The sequence below is a fragment of the Mesorhizobium sp. 01N446 genome (assembly GCF_056399285.1).
In genome coordinates this window covers 59436-80197 of sequence record NZ_JBFTRA010000005.1, presented here as the reverse complement: position 1 = coordinate 80197, position 20762 = coordinate 59436, and the positions used below count along the sequence as shown (strand labels likewise).

The 20762-nt window shown below is 64.6% G+C and carries 23 protein-coding genes; 11 read left to right on the top strand and 12 right to left on the bottom strand.

What is annotated here, in order from left to right; translation table 11 throughout:
- Positions 1-4: 4 nt before the first annotated feature.
- From AC1DPX_RS19650 to flhA, 5 genes are all read right to left on the bottom strand, one after another.
- On the bottom strand, positions 5-523 hold the full coding sequence (locus AC1DPX_RS19650; RefSeq protein WP_477238945.1) for a GNAT family N-acetyltransferase: 519 nt from the start codon (positions 521-523) through the stop codon (positions 5-7).
- A gap of 146 nt (positions 524-669) precedes the next feature.
- Positions 670-1656, bottom strand: coding sequence for a methyltransferase (locus AC1DPX_RS19645; protein ID WP_477238943.1), 987 nt, complete (start codon positions 1654-1656; stop codon positions 670-672).
- A 167-nt stretch (positions 1657-1823) separates the two neighbouring features.
- Entirely contained in the window at positions 1824-2207 is a 384-nt protein-coding gene (locus tag AC1DPX_RS19640; protein ID WP_477238941.1) for a hypothetical protein, read from the bottom strand.
- Position 2208: 1 nt separating this feature from the next.
- Positions 2209-2961: a flagellar biosynthetic protein FliR gene (gene fliR / locus AC1DPX_RS19635; protein ID WP_202358047.1), complete on the bottom strand. Its 753-nt coding sequence runs from the start codon at positions 2959-2961 to the stop codon at positions 2209-2211.
- Positions 2958-5045 carry a flagellar biosynthesis protein FlhA gene (gene flhA / locus AC1DPX_RS19630; RefSeq protein WP_202358048.1) on the bottom strand — a complete coding sequence of 696 codons (2088 nt, stop codon included), beginning with the start codon at positions 5043-5045 and terminating at the stop codon, positions 2958-2960. The genes fliR and flhA overlap by 4 nt, the downstream gene beginning before the upstream one ends.
- A gap of 116 nt (positions 5046-5161) precedes the next feature.
- Here flhA and AC1DPX_RS19625 point away from each other — a divergent pair, with 116 nt between their 5' ends.
- Entirely contained in the window at positions 5162-5461 is a 300-nt protein-coding gene (locus tag AC1DPX_RS19625) for a putative quinol monooxygenase (RefSeq protein WP_477238939.1), read from the top strand.
- Positions 5462-5497: 36 nt separating this feature from the next.
- Here the strand turns inward: AC1DPX_RS19625 and AC1DPX_RS19620 are convergent, their stop codons facing one another.
- Complete coding sequence (locus AC1DPX_RS19620) at positions 5498-5971, bottom strand: MarR family winged helix-turn-helix transcriptional regulator (RefSeq protein WP_477238937.1); 474 nt, start codon at positions 5969-5971, stop codon at positions 5498-5500.
- 62 nt (positions 5972-6033) lie between these two features.
- On the opposite strand from AC1DPX_RS19620, the gene AC1DPX_RS19615 reads away from it, so the two are divergent.
- The 10 genes from AC1DPX_RS19615 (at position 6034) to AC1DPX_RS19570 (ending at position 16268) form a co-directional block, all read left to right on the top strand.
- A complete protein-coding gene (locus tag AC1DPX_RS19615; protein ID WP_477238935.1) occupies positions 6034-6762 on the top strand; it encodes an NAD-dependent epimerase/dehydratase family protein in 729 nt (242 codons plus the stop codon).
- A gap of 16 nt (positions 6763-6778) precedes the next feature.
- Positions 6779-7288 (top strand): cupin domain-containing protein, encoded by a 510-nt coding sequence (locus AC1DPX_RS19610; RefSeq protein ID WP_477238933.1) that lies wholly within the window; start codon positions 6779-6781, stop codon positions 7286-7288.
- Positions 7289-7814: 526 nt separating this feature from the next.
- Positions 7815-9596 carry a chloride channel protein gene (locus AC1DPX_RS19605; RefSeq protein ID WP_477238931.1) on the top strand — a complete coding sequence of 594 codons (1782 nt, stop codon included), beginning with the start codon at positions 7815-7817 and terminating at the stop codon, positions 9594-9596.
- Positions 9597-9757: 161 nt separating this feature from the next.
- On the top strand, positions 9758-10417 hold the full coding sequence (locus tag AC1DPX_RS19600) for a helix-turn-helix domain-containing protein (RefSeq protein ID WP_477238929.1): 660 nt from the start codon (positions 9758-9760) through the stop codon (positions 10415-10417).
- 40 nt (positions 10418-10457) lie between these two features.
- The gene (locus tag AC1DPX_RS19595; protein ID WP_202358054.1) at positions 10458-11534 is read left to right on the top strand and encodes an extracellular solute-binding protein; all 1077 of its coding nucleotides are present in this window, start codon (positions 10458-10460) and stop codon (positions 11532-11534) included.
- Between the two features lie 22 nt (positions 11535-11556).
- A complete protein-coding gene (locus tag AC1DPX_RS19590; protein WP_477238927.1) occupies positions 11557-12429 on the top strand; it encodes an ABC transporter permease in 873 nt (290 codons plus the stop codon).
- Positions 12429-13226, top strand: a complete 798-nt coding sequence (locus tag AC1DPX_RS19585) for an ABC transporter permease (protein ID WP_477238925.1) — start codon at positions 12429-12431, stop codon at positions 13224-13226. The genes AC1DPX_RS19590 and AC1DPX_RS19585 overlap by 1 nt, the downstream gene beginning before the upstream one ends.
- Positions 13223-14338: an ABC transporter ATP-binding protein gene (locus AC1DPX_RS19580; RefSeq protein ID WP_477238923.1), complete on the top strand. Its 1116-nt coding sequence runs from the start codon at positions 13223-13225 to the stop codon at positions 14336-14338. The genes AC1DPX_RS19585 and AC1DPX_RS19580 overlap by 4 nt, the downstream gene beginning before the upstream one ends.
- An 80-nt stretch (positions 14339-14418) precedes the next feature.
- On the top strand, positions 14419-15804 hold the full coding sequence (locus AC1DPX_RS19575) for an NAD(P)/FAD-dependent oxidoreductase (protein WP_477238921.1): 1386 nt from the start codon (positions 14419-14421) through the stop codon (positions 15802-15804).
- Positions 15805-15899: 95 nt separating this feature from the next.
- Positions 15900-16268, top strand: coding sequence for a cupin domain-containing protein (locus tag AC1DPX_RS19570; protein ID WP_477238919.1), 369 nt, complete (start codon positions 15900-15902; stop codon positions 16266-16268).
- A 24-nt stretch (positions 16269-16292) separates the two neighbouring features.
- Here the strand turns inward: AC1DPX_RS19570 and AC1DPX_RS19565 are convergent, their stop codons facing one another.
- The 6 genes from AC1DPX_RS19565 to AC1DPX_RS19540 form a co-directional block, all read right to left on the bottom strand.
- Positions 16293-17936: an MFS transporter gene (locus AC1DPX_RS19565; RefSeq protein WP_477238917.1), complete on the bottom strand. Its 1644-nt coding sequence runs from the start codon at positions 17934-17936 to the stop codon at positions 16293-16295.
- Between the two features lie 276 nt (positions 17937-18212).
- Entirely contained in the window at positions 18213-18479 is a 267-nt protein-coding gene (gene fliQ / locus AC1DPX_RS19560) for a flagellar biosynthesis protein FliQ (RefSeq protein ID WP_023770466.1), read from the bottom strand.
- Between the two features lie 13 nt (positions 18480-18492).
- Positions 18493-18900, bottom strand: coding sequence for a flagellar hook assembly protein FlgD (gene flgD, locus AC1DPX_RS19555; protein WP_202358061.1), 408 nt, complete (start codon positions 18898-18900; stop codon positions 18493-18495).
- On the bottom strand, positions 18900-19343 hold the full coding sequence (flbT, locus tag AC1DPX_RS19550; RefSeq protein WP_202358062.1) for a flagellar biosynthesis repressor FlbT: 444 nt from the start codon (positions 19341-19343) through the stop codon (positions 18900-18902). The genes flgD and flbT overlap by 1 nt, the downstream gene beginning before the upstream one ends.
- Entirely contained in the window at positions 19340-19687 is a 348-nt protein-coding gene (gene flaF, locus AC1DPX_RS19545; protein WP_010911295.1) for a flagellar biosynthesis regulator FlaF, read from the bottom strand. The genes flbT and flaF overlap by 4 nt, the downstream gene beginning before the upstream one ends.
- 29 nt (positions 19688-19716) lie before the next feature.
- On the bottom strand, positions 19717-20760 hold the full coding sequence (locus tag AC1DPX_RS19540) for a flagellar hook-associated family protein (RefSeq protein ID WP_477238915.1): 1044 nt from the start codon (positions 20758-20760) through the stop codon (positions 19717-19719).
- Positions 20761-20762 lie beyond the last annotated feature (2 nt).

The window sequence follows — 20762 nt, the reverse complement described above, 5'->3', positions numbered from 1 at the left end:
GGCTCTAGGCAGAATTCCTCGTCAACAGTGACGATCCGATATCCGCGTCGAGTGAGAAACGCTCGCAGTGCTCGCCGTCGGTGTTATCGATGAAGCTCTCGATATGTTCGAAGCCGAGCTTCGCCAATATCCGCAGCGACGCGAAATTGCGCGTCGCTGCTTCGGCCGTCACCCGTTCAAGCGCCAGGGTTGCAAAGGCATAGCGCAGGACTTCGCGCGCCGCTTCGCTGCCCAGTCCGTGCCCCCAATGCGCCCGCGCCAGTACAAATCCCAACGCGGCTGAATTGGCGTCGGCCGCGCCGAAGGTCAGGGTTATCGTTCCGATCGCGTCCGATACGCCTGCCAGGTCTATGGACCACTGGATCGCCTTGCCGTCAGCGAAACGCTGACGCGAACGGGCGAACCATCGCTGCCCCGCGCTTATGTCGCCGGGAACGGGATCGCCGGCAAGGGAGGCGGATTCGACATCCGTCGCGCGCGCAAACCATGCCGGGATATCCTGTTCGCTCGGCGCGCGAAGCACGAGCCTTGGTGTCGTGAGCTTGGGAACTGCTTCCATGCAGGCATTTTCGACCCGAGGTGGCGCCAATGCAACGGCGCTGGCAGGCTGCGTCCGCTGACCCCCAATGACTGCCCCTCTTGCGTACGTAACCAGCCATTCAGTGACGATCAGCCCGTGAGGCGCCCGCGAAACAGGGCGGTGCCGTCTGTGAGGCGCGATCTGGAGATGTCCCGGAATCCGGCCTCGGTCATCCATGCGCGATACTGACCTTCCGTGTAGGATTCGCCGTGGCGATAGAGGTTCAGGAAGGTCAGATTGAGAAAGACACCCTCGGGCGGGCCGAGGCGGTCGTCATCGACTACACCCCACCCCGCAATTGCAATCTCGCCTCCTGGTGTGACGCAACGCGCCGCGTTCAGGATCGACCTGCGCGCCTGGTCCGGCGGAAGGACCTGGACGACGGCCTTCAGGATCGCCAGGTCGTGCCGGCCGATGGATGGCGCGACAGTTATGTCCCCTTCTTCGACAACCACGTCATCCGCACCGTATTCCGCCAGGATAGAAGGCGCGACCGCCGCGACTGTCGGCAGTTCCATCAGCGTCGCCGCGATCTGTGGTCGCTGCTCGCGAAGTCCGACGAGAATGGTCCCGGCGCCCCCGCCGATGTCGATCACCGAACGGATCGCAGAGAGGTCGATCTCCCGGGCCAGATGTCGGCCGAAAATCACCCCGCCCGGTGCGAGCATGCGGCTGAAGGCCGCCGCGGACTCAGGCCCCGCTTCGGAAAAGTCGTGCAGTGCGGCCGGCCGGTTCTGGCGCAGCGACTCCGCGGTCAACAGGTCGGCTCCCCACAGTTCGCGCAGGAGCGCATGATCGCCGCCGCGATAGGTCGGCTTGGACGCGTCGAGGAAGGCCGCCGCTTCGGTTCCGTTGCGAAACCGGCCATCCTCGACCTCGAGGAGACCGATGCTGGCGAGCGCGTAAAGGAGCCGCGACAGACGAGCGGGCTCGACCTTGAGCGCGGCCCCAAGGCTGCCGGCAGTCGCGGCATCGCCAGCGAGCCGGGTGAAGATGCCAAGGTCCAGCCCGGCTCGAATCGCCAAAGCGGCGGGCACCGCAGCGATCAGCCTATCGATCCGGTCGGAATCCACCATGTCGCACCCCTCCCACGATCCAGGACCGACCTTGAAGCAGCCCCCACAAGATTAGAGCTTCCGTTCTCCGGAAAGTGAAGACGAAATCATTGCCTTGTGCGGCCGACATGCGCTGCAAAGCTGCCGTTCGCGTCGTGGAGGACTTGTGTTCGCAACGGATTCCGCCGCTATTCCTCGTTCCGCTTCTGCGCGATCAGATCCAGCCTTTCGCGGTCGGAGCGCTCGCGCTCGTCGCGGTTGCGCACGTCCTTGTAGGCGCGCTCGACCATGTTGGTGCGCGCGTTTGCCGTGGCGATCAGGCCGGCCTCCTGCCTGGCGCTTTCCAGGCTCTTCTCCTGGCGCACCACCGCCTGGGCGATGCGGCGGTGATAGAGATCCGGGAACAGGCCGGACAGCGAATTGTCCTGGTCGAAATGGCCGAGCAAATCCCTGGCCTCGGTTTCCGCCGCGTTTGCCGCGGCCAGGAAGGTGGCGTGGCGGGTCTCGTGCAGCGCCGTCAGTTGCTCCTGCACCTTGACCAGTTTCTTCAGGCGTTCCTTGCGTGTGCTCATCTCACCTCGCCAGAGTCAGGTCGACGAAACCGTCGACAAACAGCGACAGCATGGTGCCGAAGGCGAAATAGAAGATGATCATGCCGCCGGCGATGACGAAGGGCTGGGAGATGAAATAGATCGGGATCTGCGGGGTCAGCTTGTTGACGAAGCCGATCGTCAGGTTGACCAGGATGGCATAGGCGACAAACGGGCTGCCGAGGCGGATGACCAGGAAGAAGGTGTCCGACACGGTGTCGGTGATGTCGACGAGTGCGGCCTGCGGGTTGAAGAAGACGTTGACCGGCGCGACCGTATAGGACGCCACCAGGGCGCGCACGATCTCGTGGTCGAAGTCGAAGACGAACAGCATCAGCAGCGCCGAGAACGAGATGATGGCGGCGAGCGCCGCCTGCGGTTCAGGCTCCTCGATCGCCGGCCCGCCCGAGCCGCCATAGCCGATCAGCATGGCGATGGCCGAGCCCATGAAACGCAGCGCTTCCATGTAGAGCCTGGTCATGGCGCCGATCAGCCCGCCGACCAGCAGTTCCGAGATGATCATCGGCACCAGGATCTGCGGGCGCGGATCGACGAAGGGGATGATCCGGTCCCACAGGAAGGCGAGCAGGCCGCCGGTGGCGGCAACCGCCACGAACAGCCTGACCTGCACCGGCACGCGGGCGCTGGAGAGGCCCGGCATCAGCATGAAGCAGGCGCCGATGCGGCAGAAGGCGAGGAACGCCGCGATGACGACGCTCTGCGAGAGAACGCTCACGATATGGTCCCGAGCACCCTGATCTCGACGCCCTTGGCGATTTCGACATGGGAGAGCACCGGCAGCGTGGTGAACAGTCGCTCGATGATCATGCGCACATAGGGGCGGGCGTCGGGTGCAGTGACCAGGACGAAGCGCTCGCCGGCCTCGAGGAACTTCTTGATCGCCTTGGTGGCGTCCTGGCCGAATTCCTCGAGTTGGCGCGGATCGATGTCGAACTCGCGCACCTCGCCCTTGGCGTCGCGCTTGAGGCTTTGATGGAAGGCGAGATCCCAACGGTTGCCGAGACGCAGCACCTTCAGCACGCCACCTTCTGAGAGGTCGCCGCAGATCTGCTGGGCCATGCGGATGCGGACATGCTCGACGATCTGCTCGGTGCGGCGCACATGCGGCGCGATCTCGGCGATGGCCTCGATGATCAGGTGCAGATTGCGGATCGAGACGCGCTCGGCGAGGAGCAGCTTCAGCACCGCCTGCAGGCCGGGATAGGAGATGTGCGTGGTGCAGATCTCGTCGGCCAGCTTGCGATATTCCTGGTCCTGGCGCTCGAGCAGCGCCTTCATGTCCTTGTAGGACAGAAGCTGCGGCAGGTTGTTGCGGATGACTTCCGAGAGATGGGTGAGCAGCACCGACATGTTGTCGGCGAAGGTGTAGTTCTCGCGCTTCAGATCCTCCGCGAAGGTTTCCATGACGGAATAGGCGCGCATGCCGAAGGCCGGCTCGCGGATCTCTTCGCCGGGGATTTCGGGCACGTCGCGGCTGCCGAGCAGCACCATGATCTCGCCGACGCGCATCGAATACTCGGCGACCACCGTGCCGTGCACCTTGATCTGGTAGCTTTTCGGCGGGATGGCGAAATCGTCGGCAACGCGCACTTCCGGTACGACGAAGCCGTATTGCTGGGCGAATTTCTTGCGCATCTTGGCCATGCGGAAGACCAGCTCCTGATGCGAAACCAAAAGCCGGGTCGACAGCTGCTTGCCGATCAAAAGTTCGATCTCGGCGGTGGCGAGCGAAGCCTTGACCGAGTTCTTCTCTTCCTCGGCCTTGGTCGCCTTTTCCTGGGTCTTCAGCGCCTCGGCCTCGGCGAGGACGCGGTTGGCGCGCATCGGGATGATGTAGCCGAGGCCGGCCATGCCGCCGGCCAATGCGAAGAAGGGGAACAGTGGCAGGCCGGGCATCAGGCCCAGCAGCACCAGCAGCGCCGCCGCCACGTAAAGCGCGCGCGGATGGGCGCCGAGCTGGCCGAACACGGCCTGGTTGGTCGAGCCGCGGGTGCCGCCCTTGGAAACCAGCAGGCCGGCGGCGAGCGAGACGATCAGCGCCGGGATCTGGGTGACGAGACCGTCGCCAACCGACAGCTTGATGAACACGTCGGCGGCCTCGCCCATGCCCATGCCGTGCCTGATATAGCCAATGGCAATGCCGCCGACGATGTTGATGGCGGTGATGATGAGGCCGGCAATGGCGTCGCCGCGCACGAATTTCGAGGCACCGTCCATTGAGCCGAAGAAGGAGCTTTCTTCTTCCAGTTCGCGGCGGCGCAATTGCGCGGTCTTGTCGTCGATCATGCCGGCGGAAAGGTCGGCGTCGATCGACATCTGCTTGCCGGGGATGGCGTCGAGGGTGAAGCGGGCGCCGACTTCGGCGATACGCGTTGCGCCCTTGGTGATGACGATGAAGTTCACCACGATCAGGATCATGAAGACGATCAGACCGATGACGAAGTCGCTGGCCATCACCAGCTTGGAGAAGCCGGCGATGACGTAGCCGGCGGCGTGCGTGCCCTCGTTGCCATGCGACAGGATCATGCGGGTGGTGGCGATGTTGAGCGACAGCCGCAGCATCGTGGCGATGAGCAGCACGGTCGGGAACGAGGAGAAATCGAGTGGCCGCTGGATCCACAGCGCCACCATCAGGATCAGCACCGAAAGGGCGATCGAGAAGGCGAGGCCGATGTCGATGAGGAAGGCTGGGATCGGCAGGAACAGCACGGCCAGGATGATGACGATGCCGAGCGCGAAGAAGACGTCGCGGCCGTTCTTGGCCACCGCGCCGGGCTGGATGCTTTCGCTGATCGCCATATAAGTCCTCGAACCATAGACTGCCGCGCATGGGACAGCCCGGCGAGGGTAGCTGGCCAAGCTTGCGCGAGGGTGGGAAAGTGGCCAGATCGACGATCCCGCAAGAAGGAAACCCCATGCTCCTGATCATCGGCACGATCCGCCTACCCGCCGGAAAGCTGGAGGAGGCAAGGCCGGTGATGGAGCGCATGATCTCGGGCAGCCGCGCCGAGGATGGCTGCCTCGAATATTCCTATGCGCGCGACGTGCTCGATGCAGGGCTGATCCGGGTCACAGAGGTGTGGCGCGACAAGGCCGCGCTCGACGCGCATTTTCGCTCGCCGCACATCGCCGAGTGGCGCTCAAGCTGGCCGGCGCTTGGCATCGGCGAGCGCAATCTGGTCCTCTATGAAGCGGGCGAGCCCAAACCGACTTGAGCGGCAGCTGCTCGAGGAGTCTTCAGCCGCCAGCAATCAGTCCCCGTCCGTCGTTGCCACGCCAACCAGCCAGCGCCGGACAATGCGCTCATCCTCGGCGGAAAGCCCGGCGGTCAGCTCGCCTTCCAGTCTTTTCACGCGCTCGCGGCAGGCGCGCAGCAGTGCGCGACCGCTGTCGCTGAGATCGATGTGCTGGATGCGGCCGTGGACGGCATGCGGCTTGCGCACCAGCGAACCGGCCCTTTCGAGATTGGCGACGATGACGCTGAGCGTTTGCGGGGTGAGCAGCGCCAGCCGGGCAAGATCTGCGTTGGAGAGGCCGGGATAGGCGGCAAGCATGGTCAGCGTGGCAAATTGCGGCTGCGTCACGCCGAGATCGCCCAGCGCGCGGTCCATTCTGAGCCGATGCGCGCCGGCGGCCTGGCGCAGGAGATAGCCGAGATAGCCTTCCTCGCCGCGTTTGCCTTCGCCGGGAGCGGGTATCGATGAGTGCGGATCCGGCTTGCGCATAATGTAAGAGCTCTTATATGTTGTTCGTGCACTGATATTAGGACAATACGGAGTCCATGACGATGGGTCATCGAATCTTTCTTGCCGGTGCCTCCGGCGCCATAGGCCAACGGCTGATTCCGCAACTTATGGCCGCCGGCCATCAGGTGACGGGGACGACGCGCAATGCGGACAAGGCCGCGACATTGCGCGCCCTCGGCGCCGAGCCGGCGATCGTCGATGTCTTCGATGCCGAGGCGCTGTCGCGCTCCATGCTTGCCGCCCGGCCTGATATCGTCATCCACCAGCTGACCGACCTGCCGCCAGGGCTGGATCCGAGCCGGATGGGCGAAGCGATTGTGCGCAATGCCCGTATCCGCGACGAGGGCACGCGCAATCTGGTCGCGGCCGCCGTCGCCTCCGGTGTCCGGCGCATGGTGGCGCAAAGCATCGCCTGGGCCTATGCGGCGGGCCCGGAGCCGCATGGCGAAGCCGATCCGCTGGATGGCGGAGCGAGCGGTAATCGCGGCATCAGCGTAGGCGGTGTCATTGCCCTGGAAAAGGCCGTTCTCAACGCGCCATTCGCGGGCATCGTGCTGCGGTACGGTCAGCTCTATGGGCCGGGTACGGGAACCGACACGGCCGCCGGCGCGTCGCCGGTCCATGTCGACGCCGCTGCCTATGCGGCGCTGCTCGCGCTCGACAAGGGCGCGCCCGGCATCTTCAACGTGGCGGAACCCAACCCGGCTGTTTCGACGCAAAAGGCGATCAAGGAACTCGGCTGGCGCGCCGATTTCCGTTTGCCTGCCTGAATTCGGAGACATCGATATGATCGGCAATCAAGCGCGTCTGCGTACCGGCCAATCGCTTATCGCCCTCAGTGCGATCGGGGTTGTGGTCGCGCTGGCGGCAAAATGGATCGGCCCAGGTTTCGTTGGCGTCGCGCCGAGCATGGAAACGCACGCGCACATGGCAAATGCCGATGCGGGCGCCGCCGCCGGGGCACGGCCGAAGACGGTCGTCACGCCGATCTCCTGCGAAAAACTGCCGAACGTGCCGGGCAAGTCGATCACCACGGTGATCGTGGCATTTCCGCCAAACGGTTTTACGCCGCGCCACCGGCATCCGGGCTCGGTCAGCGCCTTCGTCCTGAAGGGCACGCTGCGCTCGCAGCTCGAAGGCGGTCCCGCCGGAACCTACACCCAAGGGCAGACCTGGTTCGAGCCGCCCGGCACGATCCATCTCTTCGCCGAAAATGCCAGCACCACCGAACCCGCCGAATTGCTGGCGACCTTCATCGCCGACGACGATTGCGGGCCGCTGACCATACCGGACTGACGGCAAAAGCCGCTGCCTCTCAATCAGAAGTCATCAGCAGGCGTTGACCTGTCTGCAGGACCAACCGCCGCCATCCGTGTCATGGCAATCTTCGTAGCTGCCGTAACACATGTTCGTTGAATTACGGTACCAGGGATAACCGCCGGGGCAGCAGACATCCTGCTGCGCAAGCTGAAGAAATCCTTCTGTCGGTCGGCTCTGTTCCGCATTGCCACCGGGCAAAAGGGACATCGAGTATGAAATATGCTGCCTAACTGGAATATCTATGCTTGAGCTGCTCATTGCAGACGAACTCAAAAAAATCGTGCAAGCAGCTAACGAAAAAAACCCCCGCGCACTCATATTCTCCTCCTTGAGGGAAATAGTGACGGGCTAAAATACCATTTCTCAGGCATTGCGTCGATTGCGCAGGCGAGCGGGAGCAGGGACATCGCTGCGGGTCCGATGCACCTGTATCGCGGTTGCCATGCTGGATCGCTGGGCGTATCAGCCTTCCACGTTCCCTTGATATCGGCGAGCCGCCAGAGTGCTTTCCAGAAACCAGCCACAAGTCTATGCCCGCCGGCTGCGCGCGGTGCTTCTGAGATCCATTCCGCTGCTCGAGGCGCGCGGCATCGCCGTGGTCATCCTGGCGGGCGTCGTCGGCGTCATGGCGGGCATATTGGTCACCGCGATGAGCCAGATCGTGCAGGATCTGCACGGGCTGTTGTTCGGCGTTCAACCCGGCGGCCGGCTTTCCGGCATGTTCTCGCTCGGCAATCCCATGCAGGCGCTGATACCGGCGGTCGGCGGCGCCCTGCTCGGGTTGACGGTGATCTGGCTGCGGCTGCGGAAATTCCGCACTCCGGTCGATCCGATCGAGGCCAACGCGCTCTATGGCGGGCGCATGTCGCTGACCGATACGTTCATCATCGCCGGCCAGACCATGATCTCCAGCGGCTTCGGCGCCTCGGTCGGTCTCGAAGCCGGCTACACGCAGGTCGGATCCGGCCTGGCCTCGCGGCTGGCGCGCATCTTCCGGCTGCGTCGCAACGATGTCCGCATCCTGGTCGGCTGCGGCGCGGCCGGCGCCATCGCCGCCGCTTTCGACGCGCCGCTGACCGGCGCCTTCTACGGTTTCGAACTGGTCATCGGCATCTACTCGGTCGCCAATGTCGCGCCGGTCATGACGGCGGCGATCTCGGCCTCGTTGACCGCGGAAATGTTCGGCGGCGTGCCGTTTCCGCTCGAGCTTTCAGGGCTGCCGCAACTGACCCCCGGCCAGTACGTGCCGTTCCTGCTGCTCGGTCTGCTGGGCGGTGCGGCCTCGATCGCCATCATGCAACTGGTGACGCTGATCGAACGCGGCTTCAACAAGCTGTCGGTCGATGCCTCGCTGCGCCCCGTCATCGGCGGCGTCATCGTCGGCCTCTTGGGGCTGATCACGCCGCAAGTGCTGTCCAGCGGCCATGGCGCGCTGCACCGCGAATTCGCCATGAACTATGGGCTGACCGTGGTGGCCAGCGTCTTCGTGCTCAAGCTAGCGGCGTCAGCCATCTCGCTTGGTTCGGGTTTTCGCGGCGGCCTGTTCTTCGCCTCGCTGTTCCTCGGGGCGCTGCTCGGCAAGGCATTCGCCGGCGTGATGGCGCTGGTCTCGCCGGCGACCGGCATCGACCCTTCGGTCGCCGCCGTCGTCGGCATGACCTCGCTTGCCGTCGGTGTTGTCGGCGGCCCGCTGACCATGACCTTCCTGGCGCTGGAATCGACCCGCGACCTGACACTCACCGGCGTCGTGCTGGCGGCCTCGATCATGGCGGCGATCCTGGTGCGCGAGACCTTCGGCTATTCCTTCTCGACATGGCGCTTCCATCTGCGCGGCGAGACGATCCGCAGCGCCCACGATGTCGGCTGGATGCGCAGCCTCACCGTCGGCTCGATGATGCGTAAGGACATCAAGACCATCGATGCCTCGACGACGCTGGCGGATTTCCGCAGGCAGATCCCGCTGGGTTCGGCCCAGCGCGTCATCGCCGTCGACCCGGGCGATCAGTATGTCGGCGTGCTGATCGTGGCTGAGCTGCACAGCGACCCCGGCGCCGGCGAGGTGCCGGTGCGCGATCTCGCTCAGTACAAGGATGCCGTCCTGGTGCCGAGCATGAACGTGCAGGCCGCCGCCGAGACGTTCCAGCGCGCCGGCGCCGAGGAACTGGCGGTCGTCGAGGATTTCACCGATCATATCGTGCTCGGCCTGCTGACCGAGGGGCACCTCATGCGGCGCTATGCCGAGGAGCTTGAAAAGGCGCGCCGGGACCTGTCGGGCGAAGGGTAGGGGTTCCTACACGTCCCCTTGTCCATCGGTCGGCGCATGTCTCTCCCGCACCCTTCCGGCCTGCAGGCTGGCCCAGCTTTTGGCGCGGCGCTGGCGCCACGCGTGGCTTGTCATCTGTACAGTGGTACTGTACAGAGTGTTAAGTGCGGTGAGGCGACGGCATGAGCAAGGGGTCGGACAAGGCTTCGGTGAAGACGGGCGACGCACCGGCCGCGACGCATGCTCATCAGGTGCTCGGCATGCGCCTCAAGAGCCTTCGCCTCGCCCGCCGGCTGTCCCTGCGGGAGCTTGCGGAGGCGACCGGGACGAGCGCCAGCTTCATCAGCCAGCTTGAACGCGGTCTCACAGGGGCCAGCACTGCCTCGCTCAACCAGATGGCTTCGGCGCTCGGCGTCAGCGTCGCCATGCTGTTCGAGGAAAGTACCGCGCAAAACCATGGCGTTCTGAGACGCAGCGAGCGGCCGAGCCTGCCGCCCAGCGACGGCTGCCGCAAGATGCTGCTGTCGCGCCCGCCGCTGAGCGACATGGAAGTCTATGTCGGGGAATTCGACATTGGCGGTTCGACCGGACCCGATCGCTACACCCATGGCGACGCGCACGAGATGCTCGTCGTGCTGCGCGGGGTCGTTGAGGTCTCGCTCGGCGAGGCGCGCCACGTGCTCGAGGAGGGTGACAGCATCGAATACACGACCTCGACACCGCATCGCTCAGAAAACATCGGCAGTGGCCGAGCCGAAGTGATGTGGATCATCGCGCCGCCGACCTCGGTGCGCGCCGAACTCGATCAATACACGGCCTGGAAACCGCTCGCTGCCAGGTAGGTCCTATCCAAACGCGGGCATGAATGGGAGAGTTGGTGTGATGTTTAAATCGAGATTTGCAGGCCTTGGCGCCATTCTGGCGCTTGGCGTTGTGGCTGGCGCGGCCTTCGCGCAGGAGAAGCCGGTGGCGGGCGATGTCAAGGAAGGCTCGCTCAAGGGCAAGACCCTGACGCTCGTCTCCTATGGCGGCATCTACCAGGACGGCCAGGCGGCGGCGCTGAAGGAATTCGTCGACAAGTCCGGCGTCAAGCTGCTCAATGACGGCCCGACCGAGATCGCCAAGCTGCAGGCGCAGGTCGAGTCCGGCAATGTCACCTGGGACGTCGTCGACACCGACGACCTGCCGCCATACGTCTATTGCGGCAAGCTGTTCCAGAAGCTCGATCTGACGAAGCTCGACGTCTCGAAAATCCCGGAAGGTCAGGTCGGCGAATGCTCGGTACCGGCGATGAACTACGGCGTCGTGCTGATGTACAACAAGGAGAAATACAAGGACAATCCGCCCAAGAGCTGGGCCGACTTCTTCGATACGGCTAAATTCCCGGGTGTGCGCGGCATCGACGGCTCCGGCAGCCCGACGGGCGGTCTGCTCGAGCAGGCGTTCAAGGTTGCCGGCGGCGACCCGAAGGCGATGACGGTGGCCGATATCGACAAGGCCATCGATGTGGTCCGCAAGCTCGGCCCCGATACCATCTTCTGGAAGACCGGTGCTGAATCGCAGCAGCTGGCGGAATCCGGCGAGGCCGACATGCTGATGATGTGGACCGGCCGCGCCATGACCGCGGTCAAGAACGGCGCCAAATATGCGCCCGCCTGGCAGGATTGGCTGGTGGTGATGGACCAGATGACGATCCCCGTCGGCGTCAAGGATACGGACGCATCCTACGCGCTGCTCAACGCCTATCTCGGCAAGCAGTCGCAGGAAATCCTGGCGGAGAAGACCTCCTACACGCCGATCAACAGCGACGCGAAGCCCAAGGTCGACGATTCCGTCGCCGCCTTCCTGACCAACACGCCTGATCGCCAGAAACAGGGCTACAAGCAGAACTTCAAGTTCTGGGTCCCGAACTTCGCGGTGGCGCAGGAGAAGTGGTCGGCGCTGATGGCCGGCAACTGAACTGGCGAACGAGAGGTAGATCGTGAGCGCGTCCGAGCTTCCGACCCAACCCGCCGCCGATGTGCGGCCGGGACGGGCATGGCGGCCGTTCGCGCTCACGGCGCCGGCGCTGATCCTGCTCGTCGCGGTGATCGGCTATCCGCTGTTCACCATCGCGGTGCGCAGCCTGTCGGAGCCGGAATGGGGCGTGCAGAACTATGTCTGGTTCTTCGGCGCCCCCATCAATCTCACAGTGCTGCAGCGCACTTTCACCATCTCGGCCTGGGTGACGATCGTCTGCGTGATCTGCGCATATCCTTACGCCTATCTGATGACCGCCGTCGGGCCGCGCGTGCGGCTGGTGCTGGTGCTGTGCGTGCTTATCCCGTTCTGGGTGAGCGGGGTGGTGCGCACGCTCTCCTGGGTGATCCTGCTGCAGGATTCAGGCGTCATCAATTCGCTGCTGAGGTCGGCCGGCTTTGACGGCATAAGGCTGATCCGTACCCAGACCGGCGTGGTGATCGGCATGGCGCAGGTGCTTCTGCCCTTCATGATCCTGCCGCTCTATTCGGTGATGAAGGGCATCGACCTGAGGCTGATGCGGGCCGCGCAAAGCCTGGGCGCACGACCTTCACGCGCGTTCTTTACCGTCTACCTGCCGCTGTCGCTGCCCGGCGTCTATGCCGGCGCGATCATCGTGTTCATTCTGGCGCTGGGCTTCTACATCACGCCGGCTTTGCTTGGCGGGCCGCGCTCGACCATGCTGTCGACGCTGGTGCAGACGCAGGTGCTCAGCCTGCTGCAATGGGGCCGCGGCGGCGCCATGGGCGTGGTGCTGCTCGTCACCACGTTCGTGCTTCTGGCGCTCGCGGCACCCGTGATGCGCTCGCGGTACCGGGAAGCGGGGAGACGCTGATGGAGATCAAGCCGCTCACCCGCGTGATCCTCGGCCTCGTCTGCCTGCTGGTGGCGATATGGCTGGTGGCGCCGACGCTGGTCGTCGTGCCGATGTCGTTCAACGAGAACAAGTCGCTGGCCTTTCCGCCGCAAGGTTTCTCCTGGCAGTGGTACCAGAACTTCTTCACCAATCCGGACTGGTCATCGAGCTTCCTCAACTCGCTCAAGGTCGCCTCGGTGGTGGCGGTGCTGGCGACGGTGCTCGGCACGCTCGCGGCCTTCGGCCTCGACCGCATGAAGGCCGGGCCGGCCAATCTGCTGCGCATGCTGATGCTGACGCCGATGGTGGTGCCGGGTGTGGTGCTGGCCATCGGCATCTACGCCGTCTATCTCGACACCCATCTCGTCGGCACGCTGCTGGGCTTCGTGCTTGCCCACACCATCCTGGCACTTCCCTTCGTGCTGATCGCGGTCTCGGCCAGCCTCGAAGTGTTCGACAGGCGCCTCGAGACGGCGGCGGCGAGCCTCGGTGCCGGAGCGCTGACAGCGTTCCGCACGGTGACGCTGCCGCTGATCCTGCCTGGCATCCTGTCCGGCCTGCTCTTCGCCTTCGCCACCTCCTTCGACGAGATCGTCGTGTCGCTGTTCATCACCAACCCCTATCTCAAGACCTTGCCCGTGCAGATATTCTCCTCCATCACCCGCGACGCCGACCCGACCGTTGCCGCCGTCGGCACGATCCTGCTTTTGGCCACAACGATCCTGATCGGCGGCGGCATGCTTCTTCTTGGTCGCGAGCGGAAAGGACGCCAATGAAGCAGGCACAGGAGAGCAAGGGCGCGGCGATCGATCTCGAATCGATCAGCAAGGCCTATGGCGGCTTCAAGGCGCTGGACGGCGTGTCGTTGCGCATCGAGCCCGGCGAGTTCATGACGCTGCTCGGCCCGAGCGGCTCCGGCAAGACCACGACGCTGAATGTCGTGGCCGGCTTCACAGACGTGACCAGCGGCAAGCTGCTGGTCGGCGGCAAGAACGTCGTCGGCGTGCCGGCGCACAAGCGCAACATCGGCGTCGTCTTCCAGCATTACGCGCTGTTCCCGCATATGAGCGTCGGCCGCAACGTCGCCTATCCGCTGACGCTTCGCGGCGTCGACCAGGCAGAGCGAAAGGCGCGCGTGGCAAGGGCGCTCGACATGGTCAAGATGGGCGACTTCGCGCATCGCTATCCCAGCGAGCTGTCGGGCGGCCAGCAGCAGCGCGTGGCGCTGGCCCGCGCCATCGTCTTCGACCCGCCGCTGTTGCTGATGGATGAGCCGCTCGGCGCGCTCGACAAGAAGCTGCGCGAATGGCTGCAGCTCGAGATCAAGCGCATCCACCGCGAGCTCGGCACCACCTTCGTCTATGTGACACACGACCAGGAGGAGGCGCTGGTGCTTTCGGACCGGATCGCCGTGTTCAATCGCGGGCGCATCGAGCAGGTCGGCACCGGTCGCCAGCTCTACGATGAACCGGCGACGCTGTTTGTCGGCCGCTTCATCGGCGATTCCACCGTGCTGCGCGGAGAGGCGCGAAGCGACGGCGCGAGCACGGCGCTGACGATCGCCGGCGAGACGGTGACGGCGCCGCGGCGGATCGTCGGCGAAGCCAGCCCGGTCATGCTGCTGCGTCCCGAAAAGCTCGCCATCCGCCGTCCTGGCCAGAGCGCTGCAGGCACCACCAACCGGTTGCCGGGGACGATCGCGGAAGCCATCTATCTCGGCTCGGGATCGAAATATGAGGTCCGGCTCGCCGACGGCTCCACGGCGATCGTGCGCTCGCCCCTAACCGGCGAGAGCTTTGGCCTTGGCGACAAGGTGGAGCTTTGCTTCGACGGTACCGATGCCAAGCTTCTGGCCGATGACAGCTCGGCCGACGCGACGCTGACCTGATCATCTTTTTGTTTTAACGCAATTCCGGACGGAAAACCGCTCCACACTTTTCCTGGAATTGCTCTACCGGAAGTCATTCCATGCAAGCCAAGCGCAACGGCGACATATCGTTCTGGTATGCGGATCTGGGAGGGGTGCCCGCGCCACGGCCACCCTTGCCCGGCGATATCGAGGCCGATGTCGCGATCGTCGGCGCCGGCTATACCGGCCTGTGGACCGCCTATTATCTGAAGAGGGCCAGGCCCTCGCTGCGCGTCGCGCTGATCGAGCGTGAGTTTGCCGGTTTCGGCGCTTCGGGCCGCAATGGCGGCTGGCTGTCGGGTGGTTTCTCGTGGTCGCGCGAAAAATATCTCAAGACCTCGACCCGGCAAGGTGTCAGCGCCATGCAGGCGGCGATGGCGGGCTGCGTCGACGAGGTGATCCGGGTGGCGGGTGCGGAGGGCATCGATGCCGATATCCGCCGCGTCGACAATCTGACGGTGGCCACCAACCCCGCGCAGCTCGAACGCGCGCGTGAGGAGTGCGAAACGATCCGCGCCTGGGACGTCGATCCGGGCCGCGTCGAGATGCTGGATCAGGCGGCGACGCGGGCACGCATCAACATCCGCAATGTCATGGGCGGCTTCGTCGTCCACGGCCAGGCGCGGGTGCAGCCGGCCAAGCTGGTGCGCGGGCTTGCCGCCGCCGTCGAGCGGCTGGGCGTGCCGATCTACGAACAGACGACGGTGACGGCCATCGCCAAGGGCAGCGTGACCACCGACCGCGGTACGGTGCGGGCTGAAACCATCATCCGTGCGACGGAAGGTTTCACGGCCGGCATTCCGGGCGAGGAGCGGACCTGGCTGGCGCTCAACAGCGCGCAGATCGTCACCGAGCCGCTGTCGGAGGCGCTCTGGCGCCAGATCGGGTGGGAAGGGCATGAACTTCTCGGCAACGCCGCCCACGCCTATTGCTATGCGCAGCGCACGCGCGAGGGGCGCATCACCATGGGTGGGCGCGGCGTGCCCTATCGCTACGGCTCGCGCACCGACGTCAACGGCCAGACACAGCAGGCCACGATCGACCAGCTGCATCAAATCCTGACGACGCTGCTACCGCAGACGGCGAACTGCCGCATCGAGCATGCCTGGTGCGGGGTGCTCGGCGTGCCGCGCGACTGGTGCACGACCGTCGGCCTCGATCCCGCGACCCGTATCGGCTGGGCTGGCGGCTATGTCGGGCTTGGCGTGTCGAGCTCCAATCTTTCCGGGCGCACGCTGGCCGACCTGATCCTCGGCCAGGAGACAGAGCTGACGAAGCTGCCCTGGGTCAACCGCAAGGTCAGGCCGTGGGAGCCGGAGCCGTTCCGCTGGCTTGGCGTGCATTCGATGTACCAGCTTTATCGCATCGCCGACGGGCGCGAGGCGGCTGGGCTTGCGCATACGTCGAAACTGGCCGCGCTCGCCGACAGCATTACGGGCCACTGAAGCGGTTCAGCGTTCGCTGAGCCGCTCCAGCAATTTGTCTTTACGCAATTCCGGACGGAAAACCGCTGGACACTTTTCCTGGAATTGCTTTGTTCATGGAGACCAGTTTGATCGACCTTTCGACCTTCCACGATCTCGCCAAGGCTGACATCGGCGCGTTCTCACCCAAACCCACTTCCGTCGAGGGAGATCAGGTCGAGGCCGTGCGCTCGCTTTTCCAGTCGCCGGACGGGACCGTCGATATCGGCATATGGGAATGCACGCCCGGCCGCTTCACCGCCGACCGCACGGGTTCGTCGGAGATATGCCATATCATTTCGGGGCGGGTGGAGGTGAGCCGCGCCGGAGGAGAGGCGCGCGAACTGGGGCCTGGCGACCTTCTCGTGCTGCCGCAGGGATGGAAGGGCGAATGGCGCATCCGGGAGACCACGCGCAAGCTCTACATGATCCAGTCGGCCGGCTGATCGACTGATATCAGCCAGACATGGTCAGTGCTCGATCGGCCCCTTGGCCATCACCAGCGCTGTGCCGGCGGTGGTTGGACGCTCGATGACGCGACGCACGCGCGGCGGCTCGTGGCCGCTGTGCAGCGCGCGAAGGCGCTCGCCGACCATGGCGTCGGCATGGGTGATGCGGCCATTGTGCCTGACATATTCGAGCCAGGTCGGCGTGTGGTAGTGCTCGATCCATATCATGGGATTTTCGAGATCGCGCGCCAGCGTCCAGTTGCGAGCGCCGTCGCGGCGGCGGATGCGGCCGCGTTCGGCCATGGTGGCGAGGAATTCCGCCTCGTCCTCGTGGCGGATGATGTATTCGATCATGATGGCGATCGGACCGCTGCGCGGCTTCAAATCGAGCGCGAGATGCGGTTCCTTGAAGCGGTTGAGCGGGTCGAGGTTCAGCACCTGCTGCTGTGGCAGCGGCAGCACAAGGCCGATCGCGCCCCCGGCCAGCATGGCGATGGCGGCGGCGATCAGCGCGGTCTCGGCGCCGTGCGCATCGGCGACGACGCCCCAGATCCAGCTGCCCAGCGCGATGCCGCCGAAGGTCGCGGTCTGGTAGACCGACAGCACCCGGCCGACCACCCAGCGCGGCGTCGCCATCTGCACGGTGACGTTGAAGTGCGAGAGCGCGATCACCCAGCAGGCGCCGCCGACCAGCAGGCCGAGCGATGTCTCCCAGGCGTGATGGCTGAACGCGGCATTGAAGGCGCAGACAGCGAAGCCGGCGAAGGCACAGCGCACCATCGTCTCGCTGGAGAGCAACTGCCGCAGCCGCACGCTGATCAGCGCGCCGCCGACGGCGCCGATGCCGAAGGAGCCGAGCATGATGCCGTAGGTCAAGGCATCGCCCTTGACGACGTCGCGCGCGACCAGCGGCAAGAGCGCCAGGACGGCGCCGGCGCTGAAACCGAAGGCCGCGCCCCTGACCAGCACCTTGCCGATATTGGGCGACATGGCGACATAGCGCAGGCCGGCGCCCATGGCCGCCCCCAGCGACTCGCGCGGCAAGGTCGACACCGGCACGTCAGGCTTCCAGCGCGCCATCACGATGATGAGGCCGATATAGCTCACGGCGTTCGCCGCGAAGGCGGCCGCGGCGCCGGCGGCCGCAACGATGATGCCGCCGATCGCCGGACCGACGCTGCGTGTCAGGTTGAAGCCCATGGAGTTCAGCGCAACGGCGGCGGGCACCTTGTTGCGCGGAACCATGTCGCCGACGGACGCCTGCCAGGACGGGCTGTTGAGCGCCGTGCCGCTGTCGATCAGGAAGGTGAAGGCAAGCAGTGTCCAGGGGGTGATCAGGCCATACCAGGTGAACAGGGTCAGAAGCAGCGAAACGACCAGCATGAAGGTCTGCGCGACCAGCATCACCTTGCGCCGGTCGAAGCTGTCGGCGATGGCCCCGGCGACAAGCGCGAACAGCATGATCGGCAGAGTGGTCGAGGCCTGGACCAGGGCGACCTGGTAGGGCGAGGTGGCGATTGTCGTCATCATCCAGGCGGCGCCGACGCCCTGGATCAGGCCACCGAAATTGGAAACCAGACTTGCGGCCCAGACGGCCCGGAAAATACCATGCCGGAACGGCGCCAGCGCCGAAACGCCCTCGCTATCCGGTTTCTCGTCAATCATGGATGGGTTCCTGCCACGACGTGCTGATCCTTGCGGCGATCGGTTTCCCCGCATCGTTTGCCGAAACTATGGCATCGCGCCGCAAAGGGCGAACCTGATGCGCGCAAGATCATGGTCCAACAAGGGGATAGAGGAGGGCCAGCTTTTGCTTGCGAGAGGGCCGGGCTCCTCCGCACGCAGCATGGCTTGCATGATCGCGGTGAAATTGGCCGATAGCTGCAGCCGTTCTGGCGAGCGGTGTCGTTCTGAAGCGGAATGTGCCTTTCCGCGACTTTCTCAGAACCCGTTCTGGATGCGCTCGAAGATCACGTTGGTGAAGGCCGATATCTGGCCGCCGATGAACGGACCCGTGAGCGCCACCACCAGCATGATGGCGACGATCTTCGGCACGAAGGTCAGGGTGATTTCCTGGATCTGCGTCAGCGCCTGAATGAGGGCGATGCCGATGCCGACCGCCATGGCGACCAGCACCACCGGAGCGGACGCTGTCAGCACCGTCCACACCGCGTACTGGACGATGTCGAGGGCGTCGGCCTCATTCATGCGCGCGGTTGGCCTAGCTTGCCGGCTTGATCGACACGCCTGGGCCGACGGGGACTTTGGTGCCGTCCTGCAGCACCGCGATCAGTCCGCTGCTGGCGAGCGTCACCGAAGCCACTATTCCGGTGGTCTTGCCGTCGGCCGACGTGATCGAGCGGCCGATGATCGCATCGGCCTGCGACAGCGCCGAGGACTGCATGATCTGGTCGAGCTTGGTGTTGCTCTGCACCGATTGCTCGACCTGCGAGAAGGTGGCGAGCTGGGCGACGTATTGCGTCGAATCCATCGGCTTGGTCGGATCCTGGTTCTTCATCTCGGCGATCAGAAGCTTCAGGAAGGACTGGTAGTCGACCGCTGTCTTGGAGGTCGGCTTGGTGGTCGAATTGGCGCCAACCGGTATCGTCGTCGTCATGTCCACGGTCATCAGCAGCGTGCTCCCACAGCCAGCGGGCGCGAGGCGCCCGGAACATCGTCATTGCCGCCAAGCGCGCGGCGTTCGAGAGGATAAAGCGAACGGATCGCCTTCAGGGCTTCGTAGATGTGATCCTCGCCGACCATGCGGTCGATCTGCTTCAGCGCGCTGCAGATCTCGGCATCCTCGAAACTGGCGATGAGCAACGGCAGCGAGCGGCGGAACATCTCGCGGGCGTCATCGGCGCCAGCCGGGTTGATCAGCATGACCTGCACGATGAAATAGAGCTGCCTGAGCGGCGTCGATGCCTGGTCTGCCTGGATCACATGGCTTTCGAGCAGGAACTGCACGTCGTTCATCAGTTCGATGGTGACCTTGCGGTCGACGCGGATGACGGCGCCGTTGATGTAGATCTTCTCGTTGGGCTTCAGCGATATCTTCAGCGTGTTGGTCATTGAATGCCGTCGCGGATGATCTGGGACACTTCGATCAGCCCTTCGAAATTGTTGGTGCGGCCCTGGCGGATGTCCTCCGCCTCGCGCAGCAGCCACAGGCCGATGGAAATCAGGTTGGCACGCAATTCCTTGGGAAGCGCGTTGTCGCTGGAGCCAAGATCCTCGACGAAGATTGTCCAGACGCGGTTGGTGAAATTCAGCGCCTCGATCGCCTCCATCGAATCCTGGCCGGCCGCGGCCGCCGCCGACAGCATGTCGATCGAGCGGGTCAGGAGTTCGCGCTCACGGTCCTTGGCGTCCGAGACGGAGGTGCTTTGGACGTCGGCGTAGGAGAATTGATACATCGTCGGCTCTACCGTTCCGCTGGAAGTTGTCAGGTCAGGTACTTCAACAGGCTGAGCTGCTGCAGGCGCGCTGTCAGAGCAAAGGATGTCTCGATATGCTGTGTCAAATCCGCGACTTTGGTCGCGGCCGTGGCCGGGTCGACGGCTTCGAGATCGAGGATATGGCGTTCGAACAGATCGATCTGCGTCTTCATGCGGTCGCTGGCATCGGAGACGCGCTTCTGCACGATGCCGGTCTCCGACTGGACCTGGGCGATGCCGCTCAGCGCCTCGCCGACCAGCGTCTGCGAGTGGCTGACGATGCTGTCCTTGGCCGCCCGGCTGATGTTGGTGGACATCAGGCTGGAGACCATTGCCGCGGCCATGGCGAGCTTCCTGATGCCGTCGCGGTTGGCGCTGGTCGAGGTCTCGGTGGTTTCGTTGAGCGCGATGCGGCTGACGATCTGCTGGTCGGTGGCGTTGGACATGTTGGTCTGCCAGCCGGTGCCGAGGAATTGCGGCGCAACGTAGTTGTTGATGAAATCGTCCATCTGGGCGCCGGTGATGTTCGCCGCGGCCGGATCGCTGGGCGTGAAGCCGAATTTGGCGACGAAGGAGGCGTCGAAGGCGGCCTTGGCCGGTGAACCGGCGGCCGTGAAATCGTTGATCGGCTTGACGTCGGTGTTGGTGCCGGCAAACAGATATTCGCCGTTGACGCTGGTGTTAAGGATCGAAGTAAGCTGCTGGATGGTCGTCTGGCCGGTCGACTGGGTCAGGCTGTTGGAGTTGTCGCCCGACGACGCGGTGGTCAGGGCGGACAGGAAGGTCTGCGCCACGCCGGAGAGCTGGCCGAGCGACGTCTGCGTCGACGCAAGCCTTGCGGTGACCAGCCCGTTCGAATCGACGATCACGTTCAGCCGGTCGAGGTCGCGCGAGAAGGTGACGGACTGGGCGGCGCGTCCGCCCAGTGCCAGGCCGACATCGGCGACCCTGCCGGTCGAGGATTCTTTCGTGGCTTTGACGAGTTCGGCCTGCATGCGCATCTGTTGATAGCGCATGGCGTTGGTGAGGGCGGCCGAAGAGACTGAAGTCATGG